Origin of the sequence: Seonamhaeicola aphaedonensis (assembly GCF_003386195.1) — a bacterium.
In the GTDB taxonomy this organism is placed as follows: Bacteria; Bacteroidota; Bacteroidia; order Flavobacteriales; family Flavobacteriaceae; genus Seonamhaeicola; species Seonamhaeicola aphaedonensis.
In genome coordinates, this window is sequence record NZ_QRDX01000005.1 from 197534 (window position 1) to 212708 (window position 15175).

14 protein-coding genes are annotated in these 15175 nt (G+C 34.0%); 8 read left to right on the plus strand and 6 right to left on the minus strand.

What is annotated here, in order from left to right; all coding sequences use genetic code 11:
- The first annotated feature begins 3 nt into the window (after nucleotides 1-3).
- The 3 genes from DFQ02_RS09745 to aldA are packed head-to-tail and all read left to right on the plus strand — an operon-like array spanning nucleotide 4 to nucleotide 4160.
- Entirely contained in the window at nucleotides 4-1380 is a 1377-nt protein-coding gene (locus DFQ02_RS09745; RefSeq protein ID WP_116524239.1) for an FGGY-family carbohydrate kinase, read from the plus strand.
- A gap of 27 nt (nucleotides 1381-1407) precedes the next feature.
- On the plus strand, nucleotides 1408-2697 hold the full coding sequence (locus DFQ02_RS09750; RefSeq protein ID WP_116524240.1) for a class II aldolase/adducin family protein: 1290 nt from the start codon (nucleotides 1408-1410) through the stop codon (nucleotides 2695-2697).
- 23 nt (nucleotides 2698-2720) lie between these two features.
- On the plus strand, nucleotides 2721-4160 hold the full coding sequence (gene aldA, locus DFQ02_RS09755; RefSeq protein ID WP_116524241.1) for an aldehyde dehydrogenase: 1440 nt from the start codon (nucleotides 2721-2723) through the stop codon (nucleotides 4158-4160).
- A gap of 107 nt (nucleotides 4161-4267) precedes the next feature.
- Here aldA and DFQ02_RS09760 read toward each other — a convergent pair whose 3' ends face one another.
- The 5 genes from DFQ02_RS09760 to DFQ02_RS09780 form a co-directional block, all read right to left on the minus strand.
- Nucleotides 4268-4936: a carboxylesterase family protein gene (locus tag DFQ02_RS09760; RefSeq protein WP_181896393.1), complete on the minus strand. Its 669-nt coding sequence runs from the start codon at nucleotides 4934-4936 to the stop codon at nucleotides 4268-4270.
- 180 nt (nucleotides 4937-5116) lie between these two features.
- On the minus strand, nucleotides 5117-5695 hold the full coding sequence (locus tag DFQ02_RS09765) for a LutC/YkgG family protein (protein ID WP_181896394.1): 579 nt from the start codon (nucleotides 5693-5695) through the stop codon (nucleotides 5117-5119).
- On the minus strand, nucleotides 5688-7055 hold the full coding sequence (locus tag DFQ02_RS09770; RefSeq protein ID WP_116524244.1) for a LutB/LldF family L-lactate oxidation iron-sulfur protein: 1368 nt from the start codon (nucleotides 7053-7055) through the stop codon (nucleotides 5688-5690). The genes DFQ02_RS09765 and DFQ02_RS09770 overlap by 8 nt, the downstream gene beginning before the upstream one ends.
- A 2-nt stretch (nucleotides 7056-7057) precedes the next feature.
- Entirely contained in the window at nucleotides 7058-7810 is a 753-nt protein-coding gene (locus tag DFQ02_RS09775; RefSeq protein WP_116524245.1) for a (Fe-S)-binding protein, read from the minus strand.
- A gap of 268 nt (nucleotides 7811-8078) precedes the next feature.
- Nucleotides 8079-9110 (minus strand): LacI family DNA-binding transcriptional regulator, encoded by a 1032-nt coding sequence (locus tag DFQ02_RS09780; RefSeq protein ID WP_116524351.1) that lies wholly within the window; start codon nucleotides 9108-9110, stop codon nucleotides 8079-8081.
- A 156-nt stretch (nucleotides 9111-9266) separates the two neighbouring features.
- Here DFQ02_RS09780 and DFQ02_RS09785 point away from each other — a divergent pair, with 156 nt between their 5' ends.
- The 4 genes from DFQ02_RS09785 to era all read left to right on the plus strand — a co-directional run bounded on the left by DFQ02_RS09785 (nucleotide 9267) and on the right by era (nucleotide 12911).
- The gene (locus tag DFQ02_RS09785; protein WP_116524246.1) at nucleotides 9267-10313 is read left to right on the plus strand and encodes a sugar kinase; all 1047 of its coding nucleotides are present in this window, start codon (nucleotides 9267-9269) and stop codon (nucleotides 10311-10313) included.
- 92 nt (nucleotides 10314-10405) lie between these two features.
- Complete coding sequence (locus tag DFQ02_RS09790; RefSeq protein WP_116524247.1) at nucleotides 10406-11074, plus strand: bifunctional 4-hydroxy-2-oxoglutarate aldolase/2-dehydro-3-deoxy-phosphogluconate aldolase; 669 nt, start codon at nucleotides 10406-10408, stop codon at nucleotides 11072-11074.
- A gap of 112 nt (nucleotides 11075-11186) precedes the next feature.
- Nucleotides 11187-11918 (plus strand): FKBP-type peptidyl-prolyl cis-trans isomerase, encoded by a 732-nt coding sequence (locus DFQ02_RS09795; protein ID WP_116524248.1) that lies wholly within the window; start codon nucleotides 11187-11189, stop codon nucleotides 11916-11918.
- A 114-nt stretch (nucleotides 11919-12032) separates the two neighbouring features.
- The gene (era, locus tag DFQ02_RS09800) at nucleotides 12033-12911 is read left to right on the plus strand and encodes a GTPase Era (protein WP_116524249.1); all 879 of its coding nucleotides are present in this window, start codon (nucleotides 12033-12035) and stop codon (nucleotides 12909-12911) included.
- 259 nt (nucleotides 12912-13170) lie between these two features.
- Here the strand turns inward: era and DFQ02_RS09805 are convergent, their stop codons facing one another.
- Nucleotides 13171-13695 (minus strand): GTP-binding protein, encoded by a 525-nt coding sequence (locus DFQ02_RS09805; RefSeq protein WP_116524250.1) that lies wholly within the window; start codon nucleotides 13693-13695, stop codon nucleotides 13171-13173.
- A 116-nt stretch (nucleotides 13696-13811) separates the two neighbouring features.
- On the opposite strand from DFQ02_RS09805, the gene der reads away from it, so the two are divergent.
- Nucleotides 13812-15116, plus strand: coding sequence for a ribosome biogenesis GTPase Der (der, locus tag DFQ02_RS09810; RefSeq protein ID WP_116524251.1), 1305 nt, complete (start codon nucleotides 13812-13814; stop codon nucleotides 15114-15116).
- The last annotated feature ends 59 nt before the right edge of the window (nucleotides 15117-15175 follow it).

Sequence of the window (15175 nt, forward strand, 5' to 3'; positions counted from 1 at the left end):
GATATGAGAACAAAAGTAACAGCCGTTTTTGATATTGGAAAAACCAATAAAAAATTTTTCTTATTTGATAAAGATTTTAAAGAGGTTCATAAAGAATATACTTCATTTGATGAAACCGTAGATGAAGATGGTTTTCCAACCGAAAACTTGGGTGCTTTACAACAGTGGATTAAAGGGGTATTTGATCGGATATTAGAGGCCAGAGAGTTTAATATTAAAGCTATTAACTTTTCAACTTATGGGGCAAGTTTTGTTCACATTGATGAAAATGGCAAACCCGTAACGCCTCTATACAATTATTTAAAACCTCTTAACCAAAATATCATTGATGATTTTTTCAGTAAATACGGCCCTAAAGGAGAATTTTTAAAAACCACCGGTTGTGCAGATTTAAGTATGTTAAACTCTGGTTTACAGTTGTACTGGTTAAAACATTCGCAACCTGAGGTTTTTAAAAAAATTAAATACTCGTTACACTTACCACAGTATTTGAGTTATATTTTTACAGGACTTCCGTTAAGTGAATATACAAGTATAGGATGTCACACTGCTTTATGGGATTATGAGAAAAAGGATTACCATCCTTGGGTCTATAAAGAGGAATTAGATAAAATCCTACCTCCAATTGTTTCTACTGAAACAAGTATAAACATGAACTACAATGGAAAACGCATCAAAATTGGTGTAGGAATTCATGATAGTTCAGCAGCTCTTTTGCCTTATGTAAGAAGTATTAGAAAGAAGTTTATATTGGTATCAACTGGCACGTGGAGTATTGTTTTCAATCCTTTTACACAAAACCCAATAGCATCAGAGTCTGATGATGGAGACACGATAAATTATATGCGTATTAATGGGAAACCTGTAAAGGCAACTCGACTTTTTTTAGGAAACGAATACAAAGTTCAGGTTGCTAAGTTAGATAAACATTATGGGGTGAGTGATGACTATCATAGATCTGTAAAGTTTGATTATAATATTTATGAAGACATTACCAAAGATTTTAGACTTTGTTATAAATGGGAAGGTTTAAAAGATGAAAATGCACCAGAAACAACACAGATGCCTTATGATACTTATGAATATGCATACCATCAGTTGATGAGTGAACTTGTTTTACTACAAATTAACTGTATTGAACAAGCCATAGGTCATGATGATATTTCAAGAATTTATGTTGATGGTGGTTTTAGTAATAATGATGTTTATATCAAATTACTAACACATAATTTCAGAAGTAAAAAATTAAGTACCACAGATGCTTCTTTGGGATCTGCATTGGGTGCCGCAATTTCAATTTCTGATACAAAATTAAATTCTAAATTTTTAAAGAAAAATTATGCTTTAAAAAAGCATGTACCTTTTATAATTGTAGGGTAAATAAACAAATTCAAAAAAACAAATACAATGTCAAAAAACATAAAACTAGTTCACCCTAGAGATCAGATTACTGAAGTCATTAGCAGAATCTATAAACGTGGTATGACAACCACCTCGGGTGGAAATATTTCAATTATTGATGATAATGGGGACATATGGGTAACACCATCAGCCATTGATAAAGGGTCTTTAAGGGCTTCAGATATTATTTGTGTTAAAAAGGATGGAACGGTAATAGGGAAGCATAAGCCTTCATCAGAATTTCCATTTCACAAGGCCATTTATGAGGCAAGACCAGACATCAAGTCGGTTATTCACGCACACCCGCCTGCATTGGTTTCTTTCAGTATAGTTCGTCAAATACCTAATACAAACATTATTTCACAGGCTAAACATATTTGCGGACCTATTGGTTACGCTAATTATAGATTACCAGGTAGTGAAGATTTGGGAGATGTTATTGCAGATGAGTTTAAAAAAGGTTTTAAAGCCATCATCATGGAAAATCATGGGACTGTATTAGGAGGAAGTGATTTAACTGATGCTTTTGAGCGTTTTGAGGCTTTAGAATTCTGTGCTAGAACTATAGTGTATGGTTCTCAAATTGGAACACCAAATTACTTAACTGATGATCAGATTGATGAATTTGAGGCACAAGCCACAGGAGTGCTTCCAGAAATGCATAAAACAGAATATCCTTCTGATGAAGTTGAAAAACGTTTAGAGATTTGTAAAATAGTTAAGCGTTCTTGTGAGCAAGGTTTAATGATTAGTTCTTACGGTACCGTTTCTATGCGCTGGAAGGATAATGATTTCTTAATTACTCCAACGAATGTTAACAGATGGGACATAGATTTAGATGATATTGTTCAAATAAGGGGAGGTCACAGAGAAGCTGGTAAGATTCCTAGTAGAGCTACATGGATACATCAAGAGATATACAATAGAAACCCCAATGTAAACTCAATAATCATGACACAATCTCCATATTTGATGGCTTTTGGTGTTACTAATAGCTACTTAAATGTGCGAACCATCCCAGAGAGTTGGATCTTTTTACAGGATATTAATGCAGTAAAGTATGGCGCTCATTTCAGAAAAAATAACAATTCTGAAATAGTTGATAATTGTCCTACGGCTTTAATTATTGAAAATGATTCGGTTATAATTACCGGAGACAAATTACTTCAGACGTTTGATTATTTAGAAGTTGCTGAATTTAGTGCTAAGTCTATTGTTTTAGGAAATTCTTTAGGAGAAATGGTGCCAATCAATGATGAACAAGTAGAAGATTTAAGAGTGAAATTTTTATCTTAAGAAGATAATAAATACATATCAAAATGAAACATTATAAGCAATACATTAATGGACAATTTGTAGAATCTAAAGCTACATCTGTCATTGAAATTTTAAATCCTTGTACCGAAGAAGTATTGAGTACAATTTCTACAGGAACAGTAGAAGATGCCAATAATGCCTTAGAAGCAGCAAAAGCAGCACAACCAGCTTGGGCAGCCTTACCTGCGATTCAACGTGCTGCATTTTTACATAAAATGGCAGATGTTATTAGAGAAAATCGTGTTTTTTTAGCAGAAACACTGTCTAAAGAACAAGCTAAAGTAATTGGTTTGGCTCAGATAGAAATTGATGTAACTGCCGATTATTTTGATTATAACGCAGGTTGGGCAAGACGAATTGAAGGTGAAATTATTCAAAGTGATAGAGAAAAAGAACATATTTATTTACACAAAGTGCCAATAGGCGTAGCGGTAGGTATTTGTCCTTGGAACTTCCCGTTTTTTGTAATGGCTCGTAAAGTAGCAGCATCTTTAATTACTGGTAACACCTGTGTGATAAAGCCAAGTTCTGAGGCTCCAAATACCATTATGGAGTTTGCTGATTTTATTCAAAAGATTAATTTACCAGCAGGTGTTTTAAATTTTGTTTGTGGTAATGGAAGAACTGTTGGAAATGCACTATCTGCGAGTCCAATTACAGGCATTATTAGTTTAACAGGGAGTGTTGGGGCAGGACAAAAAGTGATTAGTGCTGCAGCTGAAAATATAACTAAAGTGTCTTTAGAATTAGGAGGTAAAGCACCAGCTATTGTATGTGCAGATGCTAATTTAGATTTGGCAATTAATGCAGTGGTGTCATCTAGAGTAATTTTTAGTGGTCAAGTTTGTAATTGTGCCGAGAGAGTTTATGTAGAAGACGGTATTTATGATGAGTTTGTAGATAGGCTTACTAAAAAGATGAGCGAAGTTACTATTGAAGATGCTCTAACTGGGGTAAATGCAGATATGAGTAGTTTGGTTTCTAAAGATCAATTAGACAAGATTACCGAAATGGTTGAATTTGCCAAAAAAGAAGGTGCTGAAGTACTTTTAGGAGGAAAAAGACCAGAACGATTTGATAGAGGTTATTTCTATGAACCAACACTTTTAACCAATTGTAGACAAGATAGCCAGATTGTACAGGAGGAAGTTTTTGGGCCAGTGTTACCAGTATTAAAATTTAATACATTAGAAGAGGCTATTGCCATGTCTAACGATACGGAATTTGGTTTAACATCATCTATTTTCTCTGAAAATTACAATAAAATAATGAAGGCTATTGACGGGTTGCATTTTGGTGAAACCTATGTAAATAGAGAGCATTTTGAAGCCATTCAAGGGTTCCATGCCGGGTGGAAAAAATCTGGTGTAGGTGGCGCTGATGGTAAACATGGTATGGAAGAATACTTACATACCAAAGTGGTTTATGCTAAATATTACTAAGCTTAAATTTTGGTAGAAATAATAAAACAAAACACAGCCGAGACAATTGTTTCGGCTGTGTTTTGTTTTTATCTAGCTGTTAAGCTTACTCTTATAATAAGAAATATTTATTTTTTATTAGAAAAAGTAAGCATCCAATCTATCCAATCCATATTACTAAATACATTTTTGTTTCCTTGAGCATGATTTGCTCCAGGAAAGACAATATAGCGTACATGTTTGTTACCGGCAGCTTTCAATAAGGAAGTCATTTTTTCTACGGAAGCAACGTTTTTATGATCCTCACCACCAACCATTCCAAAAACTGGTAACCTCACTAGTTCCTGTACGTTATCATTATCTGATACACCACTAAAACCACAAGGTGCTGCTGCTGCAAACCGGTATTGAGATTGTTGTATCCAGTCCCATGTGCCTTTACCACCCATACTGTGTCCCATAACATATACACGGTTTTCGTCTATTTCAGGATATGTCTTCAGAATATAGTCAAGCATTATATTTAGTGTATTCGGATCCCAATTATCAAAAGAATTAGGTTCCAACAATATTAAATCTTTACCTGCTAATTCCACAATAGAAAGTCCTTTTACTTCTGATGAGCGCTTTAGTTGTTCTTCAAGCGTCCAAGTTTTTCCACCAGCACCATGGAGTGATATTAAAAGTGGTAATTTACTTTTTGTAGTATTTTTTGGAAAAGCCATAAAAGCTGTTTGCTTCAATTGTCCCAATCGAGGTTGTAAATCTTTAGGCCAATTTAGAAGTTTTACTTCCATGTTTTTGAACTTACTGTTTATATCATTACATATTTTTTCTATAGTTGAAATCTGTTGAAAACTACTTAATATAAAAAACGTAAAAAAGATGAAAGCTAATTTTTTCATTTTAAAAGATTCGAATTTATATAATTTTATAGAGTTGGTTTATTTTGAAAACAAATCTATTTAAATCTCTTATTAAATTAATAATACAGCTAAGCTCATAGCGCCGTGGGCACCCACTACTAAACATTGTTCAATATCTGCAGTTTTTGAAGGGCCTGATACAAATACGCCAAAATCCCTATGGCGTTCTGCTATTTGGTCATATGCCTTAAGCATGTGTAAACAGATATTTTCTTTTTTAAGAATAATTACCAAATCGTTAGTTATAAATGGTAATACACGTACAATACTATTACTCGCAGTAACCCATACAGCACCATTTTCAGAAACACCAAGTTCAGCTTCTAAAATGGCTAAGTCTATGTTCTCAAGAGTATGAGGCTCCGTGTTTTTATCTATTGTAATAGTTCCTAAAGCAGACTTTTTTGTTGTACTAACAATATTTGTCTTGTTGGAGTGAAGTACTTTAATTTCTGTGTCAATACTTTTTTTGTCAATTTCTTTAACAAAACCACCAACTACCTTAAGATTGTTTTTAAAAGTTTCTAAAAGATTGATGTCTTCTTCAAATGAAGCTTCATTAATGTCTGGCAGTTGGAGTAATTCAGGCTTATTTTGTTTTACTGATTTTAATATAGCTTCTCTACCCATTTTTTTGTCGTTTTTTATACCAATCATCAAAGTTTTGTCCTTTTACTTCTGGTAAATCTCTTGCTTTACCCCAAGCATTAAGTTTGTTATATATCATAAACCTAGGAGCATTTTTTAGCATAAATCTAGCTGTTTTTCCAGCGGCTCTATAAAGGCCTGGTTTAGATAAAACAACTCCTGCTGTTTTTAAAATAGACTTTTTAACAACGGGCTGTTTTTGTTCTTTCACAATCACTTGACGCCACTTATAAAGTTGTTCATGAATGTTAATTTTAACCGGACATACGTTAGAACAAGAACCACATAATGTAGAGGCAAATGGTAACGAACTGTGTTTTTTCAAATCTTTTCCAGGGGATAGAATAGAGCCTATGGGGCCAGGTATGGTATAATCATAACTGTGACCGCCGCTTCGTCTGTAGATAGGGCATGTGTTCATACATGCACCACATCTAATACAGTGTAGTGAAGCTCTAAAATCTTCTCTACTTAGTTGCTCTGTTCTTCCGTTATCTACTATAACAATATGCATTTCTTTACCGTCTTCTGGTTTATTGAAATGAGAAGAATATGTGGTGATTGGTTGGCCAGTGGCACTACGAGCCAAAAGTCTTAAAAAAACACCCAAATGTTTTTCTTGAGGAATAATTTTTTCAATACCCATACAGGCAATATGGGCTTTTGCTAAATGTACACCCATATCTGCATTACCTTCGTTAGTACAAACAACTACACCTCCAGTATCAGCTACTGCAAAATTAACACCAGTAATGGCAACATCGGCATTTAGGAACTTATCTCTTAAATGTTTTCTTGCTTCTCCTACTAAATATTCTGGATTACCTTGACTAGGTTTTGTTCCAAGGTGCTCTTGAAATAACTCATCCACATCTTCTTTAGTCTTGTGTATGGCAGGTAATACAATATGACTTGGTGGTTCCTGAGCCAATTGAACTATACGTTCACCTAAATCTGTATCCACAACTTCAATGCCTTTACTTTCCAAAAAGGGATTCAAATGGCATTCCTCAGTTAACATAGATTTACTTTTAACTACCTTTTTTGCGTTGTGCTTACTAAGTATATCATTAATGATGTTATTGTGCTCCTCAGCATTAGACGCCCAGTGAACATGAACGCCATTATTTTTAGCATTTGCCTCAAACTGGACTAAATATTCATCTAAATTTGATAAAACATTCGCTTTAATATTAGATCCTAGTTGCCTTAAATACTCCCATCCCTGAACATTGTGAGCAGATTTATCACGTTTTTCCCTAACGTACCATAAGGCTTTGTCATGCCAGTTTACTTTTGCTTCGTCTTTGTTAAATTCAGCTGCCTTTGTTGCGTGACTCATAACTATAAACTACAATTTAGTATTTCGGCAATATGCATTACCTTAATTGGTTGTTTGTTTCTGTTAATTATTCCTTCCAGATGCATTAAGCAAGAGTGATCTGCTCCTGTTAGAACTTCCACATCACTATTTAAGTGATCTTGAACACGATCTTTACCCATTTTAGACGAAATAGCTTCTTCAAAAACAGCAAACGTACCTCCAAAACCACAACATTCGTCTTTTCTATTGATAGACATTAATTCCAAGCCTCTTACTTGATTCAATAAATCTTCTTCGGTGGAGTAATGTTCTTCTTGCACTTCAGAGCAGGAGCCAAGCTTTAATCCTCGTAATCCATGACAGCTTTTGTGAAGACCAACTTTATGTGGAAATGAAGCTCCCAAATCTGTTTTTCCCAATATTTTTACTATAAACTCACAAAGTTCGTAGGAATTATTTCTCACCCGCTTTACTTCAGGTGTTTGTTTTAGAATGTCAAAGTGATGTTTAATATGATAAATACAACTCCCTGAGGGACCCACAATAAAATCGTATTCTTTGAAATTTTTAACAAAGAGCTTACAAATCCCTTTAGAATCTTCCTCATAACCAGAATTTCCTAGTGGTTGACCACAGCATGTTTGTCCTTGTGGATAGTCAACATCAACATCTAATTTTTCTAATAGTTCTAAAGTGGCAATACCTACTTGAGGGTACAATTGATTAATGTAGCAGGGGATGAATAATCCTACTTTTATTTTTTTCTTTTGCATTGGTTAGTTAACAAGGTAAACTTTACTATAAAATTAAAATAATACTATTCATTTGCTGTCCTGTTCTAACCTGTTTTATAGAAATAAGACTGGGTATGTTTAATTAAAAGGTTTATAAACTAAAGTAGAGTTTTAAAAATTAATCTAGACATTTATAAATAAGTGATGTAATTATAGAAATTAGTTATTTCTACAAATAGGATTTTATGACCAAGATTAAGAATAAAATAATTTACCTGATATTTATATGAAACACTCATTTTAAAATCTAATTTTTAGATTTTTTTGATGATTCTCTTACTATTAATTCAGCATCCAAAATTTGTTTATTTAAAGACTGAGTAACAACGTCTTTCTTAGAATGCTCTAAAAAAGTTAGGGCAGCTAACCTTCCAATCTCAGAACTTTGTTGATTCACACTAGATAGTGTTGGTGTAACCATACCTGTAAAAGGTTCGTCTCCAAAGCCCACTAATGCAATGTCGTTAGGGACGTCAATATGTTGTTCATTTAATACCTGTAATGCACCTAAAGCAGCATAATCTCCGGCAACATAAACTGCATCTGGACGTTTTTTTAATTTTAATAATTGTTGCATTTTAATTCTACCATCTTCAGTAGTTAAGTTGCTTTCAATAAGTAATTCGTTTTCTAGTGGGAGATGGTGCTTTCCTAAGGCGTCAATATAACCTCTAATACGGTTATTGTAAATTCTAGTATGTTTATAACCACCAATATGTGCAATTCGTTTACAGCCTTGGTTTACCAAATGCTCAACAATCATATGGCTACTTTCATAATCATTTATACCAATGTAATCAACATTCAAATCGTTTTCGCCCCGGTCAAATAAGATCAGCGGAATACCTTTAGATTTTATCTTTTCATAATAGCTTAAATCAACGGTTTCATTGGCCATAGATGCAATAATTCCATCAACTTGTGTAAACAATAAGGTATCAATATTAGCGCATTCTTTTTTATAAGATTCATTAGATTGTGTGATTATGATATTGTACCCCTTTCTATTTAAAACTTCTTCCATGTTTTGAATAACAGAAGAAAAGAAGTTACTATTGGTTCTGGGTACAATAACACCTACTAAATTGCTTTTTCCCTTCCTTAAGGCACTTGCTAGGTGGTTGGGCTGGTAATTTAAATTTTTAGCAACTTGCTTGACAGCTTTTTTTGTTTTTTCACTAATTCGGGAATCATCATGAAGCGCTTTTGATACGGCAGCAGGAGAGATATTAAGTACATTTGCAATATCTTTTATTGTTGCTTTTTTTTTATTTCCCAATTTTGTTTTATATTTGCTTAAACGTTTAAGCAAATATATTACTTTAGTAAGAAAAATCAAAACACTTAACCTATTTAAAAGCGTTTTGATTTATTTTTTGTTTTATGGTTAAACGTTTAAGCATAACTAATAAATATTTTAAATAAGAATTAAAAAATGAGTAGAGTAGTCACGTTTGGAGAAATCATGTTAAGATTATCTCCTCAAGGATTTTTAAGATTTTCGCAAGCAAACAATTTTGATGCTGTTTATGGTGGAGGAGAGTCAAATGTTGCAGTTTCATTAGCCAATTACGGCGTTGATGTTGATTTTGTTACACGTTTACCAAAGAACGATATTGGAGAATGTGCTATGATGGAAATGCGAAAAAGAGGTGTTGGTGTTGATAAGATTGTTTGGGGTGGAGACCGTTTAGGTATCTACTTTTTAGAAACCGGTGCGGTATCAAGAGGTAGTAAAGTGGTTTATGATAGAGCTAATTCTGCTATGGCAGAAATTCAATCAGGTATGGTTGATTGGGAGGAAGTTTTTAAAGGTGCAGATTGGTTTCACTGGACAGGTATTACACCAGCTATTTCTCAAAGTTCAGCAGATGTTTGTTTAGAAGCTGTGAAGGCTGCCAGTAAATTAGGGTTGACAATTTCAACAGACTTAAACTACCGTCAAAAACTTTGGAAGTACTGTGACACTGCTCATAGAGAAAAAATAATGACCGAATTAACATCTTATTGTGATATTATATTAGGGAACGAAGAAGATGCTGAAAAACATTTTGGTATCCACCCTGAAGGATTGGATGTACACAAGCATGGTCACGAAGTAAAGGCTGAGGCATTCCTATCAGTATGTGATCAAATGCTTAAAAAATTCCCTCGTGCTAAGAAGGTTATTACTACGTTGAGAGGTTCTATTTCTGCATCTCACAACACATGGGCAGGGGTGTTGTATGATGGTAAAAAAATGTATGAGACTCGTCAGTACCAAATAACAGATATTGTTGATAGAGTAGGTGGTGGTGATTCTTTTATGGGAGGATTAATCTACGGATTATTAAAATACCCTGAAGATGATCAAAATGCATTAGACTTTGCTGTAGCAGCCTCTTGTTTAAAACATACTATTAAAGGTGATGCCAATTTAGTAACAGTAGATGAAGTTGAAAAACTAATGGGTGGAGACGCTTCAGGGCGTGTAGCCAGGTAATATTTGTGTTTGTTGTTGAGCTGTTAAGAAGTCGTTTATTCGGTTTTTCAGTTTAACAACAAACACAAATTAACAATTAAACAATAAAAAATATGGCACAATTTTCAAGATTAGAAGTAGCCCAAGCCATGAAAGAAACAGGAATGATTCCTTTGTTTTTTCATAGCGATATAGAATTAAGTAAAAAAGTATTAAAAGCATGTTACGATGGTGGTGCTCGTTTAATGGAGTTTACTGCTCGTGGTGATTTTGCCCATGAGGTTTTTGGAGAATTAACTAAATATGCTATTGCAGAATTACCGGGAATGATTATGGGTGTTGGTTCTGTGACTGATGCTGGACAAGCATCCTTATATATGTCTTTGGGAGCAAACTTTGTAGTTACTCCAGTTTTAAGAGAAGACATAGCTATAGCTTGTAACCGTAAAAAAGTGTTGTGGTCTCCTGGTTGCGGAACATTAACTGAGATTACTAGAGCTGAGGAATTAGGTTGTGAAATAGTAAAATTATTCCCTGGAGATATTTATGGACCTCAGTTTGTGAAAGGGATAAAAGGACCACAACCATGGACTAGTATTATGCCAACAGGAGGGGTGTCTCCAACCGAAGATAACTTGAAAGCATGGTTTGATGCTGGTGTTACTTGCGTTGGTATGGGATCTAAATTAATTTCCAAAGATATTATTGCTAACAAAGATTACGCTAAGTTAGAGCAAGATGTAAAAGATGCTTTAGCAATTGTTAAGGCGGTCAGAAAATAATTTACATATTTATAGTTGATAAAGAGCCGCAATTTATTGCGGCTCTTTTCTTTTTATTTTAAACTTAAATTTCGTTAATTCGCATCACGTTAAAAACTAAAAAAATAGACACATGAGAATAGAGAAGATTTTAAGCATTATGCTTGTAGCTACATTAGTAGTTTCTTGTAATAAGAATGGTGCTCAAAACAAAGAGTTGAAAACAGCATCAGACTCCTTAAGTTATGCCATTGGTATGGATGTGGCCAGAAATGTTGCCTTGTCCTTTAAAGATGATAATTTTGATCATGACCTTTTTTATCAAGGTTACAGAGGTGTAGCTGATTCCTCTGATGTAAAAATAGACCCAACTTTAGTACAAGGAATCATTCAAACCTACATGCAAAAAAAGCAACAAGAGCAGTATGAAAAGCAACAAGCTGAGGCTATAAAGAAAGCCGAAGAGCAATATGCTGATGAAAAGGCTGCGGGTGAAAAATTAATGGCAGAGAATATTTCTAAAGAAGGTGTACAAACTACTGAAAGTGGATTGCAATATATAGTACTAAAAGAAGGAGAAGGGGATAAACCAACAGCAAGCGATAGAGTTAAGGTGCATTACCACGGTACTTTATTTGATGGAACTGTGTTTGATAGTTCTGTTGATAGAGGAGAGCCGACTACCTTTGGTGTTGGGCAAGTAATTAGAGGATGGACAGAAGGTTTACAGTTAATGACTGTAGGGTCTAAATACAAATTTTTTATACCTCAGGAATTGGCATACGGTCATCAACAAAGAGGTGAGCACATTAAACCTTTTACGCCGTTAGTTTTTGAAGTGGAATTAATAGAGATTGTTAAGTAATTAATCTTAGAGACAACATAAGCAAAAAGCAGGAAGTTTTCTTCCTGCTTTTTTGTTTTTATTTTTCATAGGGCAAATACCAATCAAGGTTGTAACTTTGCACAAAATGATTATATGGCACATAAAGCGGGTTTTGTAAATATCATAGGCAATCCTAATGTTGGTAAATCAACTTTGATGAATGCTTTTGTGGGTGAAAAATTGTCTATAATAACATCAAAAGCACAAACAACCAGACATCGTATTTTGGGTATTGTAAATGGCGATGATTTTCAGATATTGTTCAGTGATACACCTGGTATTATTAAACCTGCTTACGAACTGCAGGAGTCTATGATGGACTTCGTGAAATCAGCTTTTGAAGATGCTGATATTTTGGTGTATATGGTTGAAATTGGAGAAAAAGCACTTAAAGACGAAGCGTTTTTTAAAAAAATAACCAATTCTGAGATTCCTATTTTATTGCTTTTAAATAAAATTGATACCTCCGATCAGCAAAAACTTGAAGAACAGGTGCAACTTTGGAAAGAAAAAGTGCCGAACGCCGAGATTTATCCTATTTCGGCATTAGAAGGATTTCAAGTAAATGAAGTGTTCAACAGGATTATTGAGCTGCTTCCTGAGTCGCCTCCGTTTTACCCTAAAGACCAGTTAACAGATAAACCCGAACGTTTCTTTATAAATGAAAGTATCAGGGAAAAAATTCTACTTCACTACAAAAAAGAAATACCTTATGCGGTTGAAGTAGAGACTGAAGAATTTCACGAAGAAGAGAAAATTATCAGAATCCGCTCTGTGATTATGGTAGAGCGTGATACTCAAAAGGGTATTATTATAGGTCATAAGGGTAGTGCCCTAAAGCGTGTTGGTGTTGAGGCTAGAAAGGATTTGGAAAAATTCTTTGGCAAAAAAATTCATTTAGAACTTTATGTTAAGGTGAATAAAAATTGGCGTTCAAATCAAAACCAATTAAAGCGATTTGGGTATAACTAAAAATAAACTAAATTTTTAGTAGCTTTTAAAAGTTAAAACATTCTTTAATTTCTCATAACCATTACTTTACATAGTTAAAATAGATTTGTGTTATTAAAGTTTGATACTTCAACAGCGCCAAGTACAGCGGTTTTTGAGTTAGTTAGTTTAGTTGAAAAGTCTTAATGGAATTTATCATTTAAGACTTTTTCTTTTTTATGATTTAGCTTTCTTAATCTGCTGAAGCCTTTTAAAATTTTAGATTTGATGATAAATTCAATTAACCTTGTTCTAAATCGTAATTCGTAACGGTTTTTTTGAGGACCTCATTCATGAAATCATTTAATTTGTGCATGTCATTTTTACTAGACGCTTTTCCAATACTGCCTGCAAAATACAACGAAAACCAAATAATCACCATTAAAATCATAATACCAATTTGTAGAATATAGTCGGTTTCAAGTTTCCAGTTGGAGTAAGCCCAAGCTCCAAACGCTATAAACAGGCATGCTACAATAAAATGGAAAAACATAAACATAGTCCACACGGTAGGGTTAGGTCCAAATAAGCCATGAAGCATACTCGTTTTATCGTCAATTTCATCAATTTCTAAATGCAACTGTGGGGTCCAAAACTGTTGCTCTCTTTTCGGAAATTTTATAAAAACATGGTTGTCTAATCGCGTAACTATAAATTGAGACTGCTCTTTTTTAGAGGTTTCAAAAGCCTTTAAAATAACCTCATTATGTTCGCTAATTTCTCTCTTAAACCTAGGGCGTAAAACAATATCGTTTGTTGTTGGCATTTAGTTAGTAGTTTAGTTTTGTTAAAGTACTATTTTTTATTTAAATCTTAATTGTTTCTAAATAAGGTGTACTTTTGCACAATGTTTCCAAAAGGAAGCAAAAATCAAGGAAGTATATGAGTAATATTGTTGCTATAGTAGGGAGACCCAATGTTGGAAAATCAACGTTTTTCAATCGTCTTATTCAAAGACGTGAAGCTATTGTAGACGCTGTTAGTGGCGTTACAAGAGACCGTCACTATGGTAAAAGCGATTGGAACGGGAGGGAGTTTTCTCTTATTGACACGGGTGGTTATGTTGTTGGTAGTGACGATATTTTTGAGGCTGAAATTGATAAACAAGTTGAGTTAGCTATTGATGAAGCAGATGCTATTATCTTTATGGTTGATGTTGAAACTGGTGTAACTGGAATGGATGAGGATGTTGCAAAATTGTTGCGTAAAGTAGATAAGCCAGTTTTTCTCGCAGTAAATAAAGTAGATAATAATAAACGTGCCGAAGATGCCGTTGAATTTTACTCATTAGGTTTAGGAAATTATTATACCATTGCTAGCATTAATGGAGCGGGTACAGGGGAATTATTAGATGCTTTAGTAGAGGCACTACCAGAAAAAGAGGAGGTTGTTGAAGAAAACTTACCCCGTTTTGCTGTGGTTGGGCGTCCTAATGCAGGAAAATCATCGTTTATAAATACGTTGATAGGAGAGGATCGATACATTGTTACCGATATAGCTGGTACAACCAGAGATGCTATTGACACAAAATACAACCGCTTTGGGTTTGAATTCAATTTAGTTGATACGGCAGGAATACGAAGAAAATCTAAAGTAAAAGAAGACCTGGAGTTTTACTCGGTGATGCGCAGTATAAGAGCTATTGAACATGCTGATGTTTGTTTATTGGTTTTAGATGCTAATAGAGGTTTTGACGGACAAGTACAAAATATTTTCTGGCTTGCAGAGCGGAATAGAAAAGGTATTGTAATTCTAGTTAATAAGTGGGATTTAGTAGAGAAAGACCATAAATCGGTTAAGGAGTACGAAAAAGCCATTCGTAAGCAAGTAGAACCTTTTACTGACGTGCCTATTGTATTTATTTCAGCATTGACCAAGCAACGTATTTATAAAGCTATTGAAACAGCTGTTGAGGTATATCAAAATCGTTCTAAGCGTATAAAAACAAGCGAACTAAACGATGTGTTTTTACCTTTAATTGAAAATTATCCGCCACCTGCATATAAGGGTAAGTTTGTTAAGATAAAATACGTTATGCAGTTGCCTACACCACAACCACAGTTTGCTTTTTTCTGTAACTTACCACAATACGTAAAAGACCCTTATAAACGCTTTTTAGAAAATAAACTCCGTGATAATTTTGGGTTTACTGGAGTACCCATTAGCGTATATATGCGAAAGAAGTAGTTTTTTTCAATAAATCATTGTTCTTTTAAATAATAAACTTATCTTTGTGTCATACTTAA

Bases quoted from the DNA above. Each gene is read 5' to 3' on its own strand.
- DFQ02_RS09750 (WP_116524240.1), top strand. From the start codon at position 1,408: ATGTCAAAAAACATAAAACTAGTTCACCCTAGAGATCAGATTACTGAA.
- aldA (WP_116524241.1), top strand. From the start codon at position 2,721: ATGAAACATTATAAGCAATACATTAATGGACAATTTGTAGAATCTAAA.
- DFQ02_RS09765 (WP_181896394.1), bottom strand. From the start codon at position 5,695: ATGGGTAGAGAAGCTATATTAAAATCAGTAAAACAAAATAAGCCTGAA.
- DFQ02_RS09795 (WP_116524248.1), top strand. From the start codon at position 11,187: ATGAGAATAGAGAAGATTTTAAGCATTATGCTTGTAGCTACATTAGTA.
- DFQ02_RS09785 (WP_116524246.1), top strand. From the start codon at position 9,267: ATGAGTAGAGTAGTCACGTTTGGAGAAATCATGTTAAGATTATCTCCT.
- DFQ02_RS09745 (WP_116524239.1), top strand. From the start codon at position 4: ATGAGAACAAAAGTAACAGCCGTTTTTGATATTGGAAAAACCAATAAA.
- DFQ02_RS09760 (WP_181896393.1), bottom strand. From the start codon at position 4,936: ATGGAAGTAAAACTTCTAAATTGGCCTAAAGATTTACAACCTCGATTG.
- DFQ02_RS09770 (WP_116524244.1), bottom strand. From the start codon at position 7,055: ATGAGTCACGCAACAAAGGCAGCTGAATTTAACAAAGACGAAGCAAAA.
- DFQ02_RS09805 (WP_116524250.1), bottom strand. From the start codon at position 13,695: ATGCCAACAACAAACGATATTGTTTTACGCCCTAGGTTTAAGAGAGAA.
- era (WP_116524249.1), top strand. From the start codon at position 12,033: ATGGCACATAAAGCGGGTTTTGTAAATATCATAGGCAATCCTAATGTT.
- DFQ02_RS09775 (WP_116524245.1), bottom strand. From the start codon at position 7,810: ATGCAAAAGAAAAAAATAAAAGTAGGATTATTCATCCCCTGCTACATT.
- DFQ02_RS09790 (WP_116524247.1), top strand. From the start codon at position 10,406: ATGGCACAATTTTCAAGATTAGAAGTAGCCCAAGCCATGAAAGAAACA.
- der (WP_116524251.1), top strand. From the start codon at position 13,812: ATGAGTAATATTGTTGCTATAGTAGGGAGACCCAATGTTGGAAAATCA.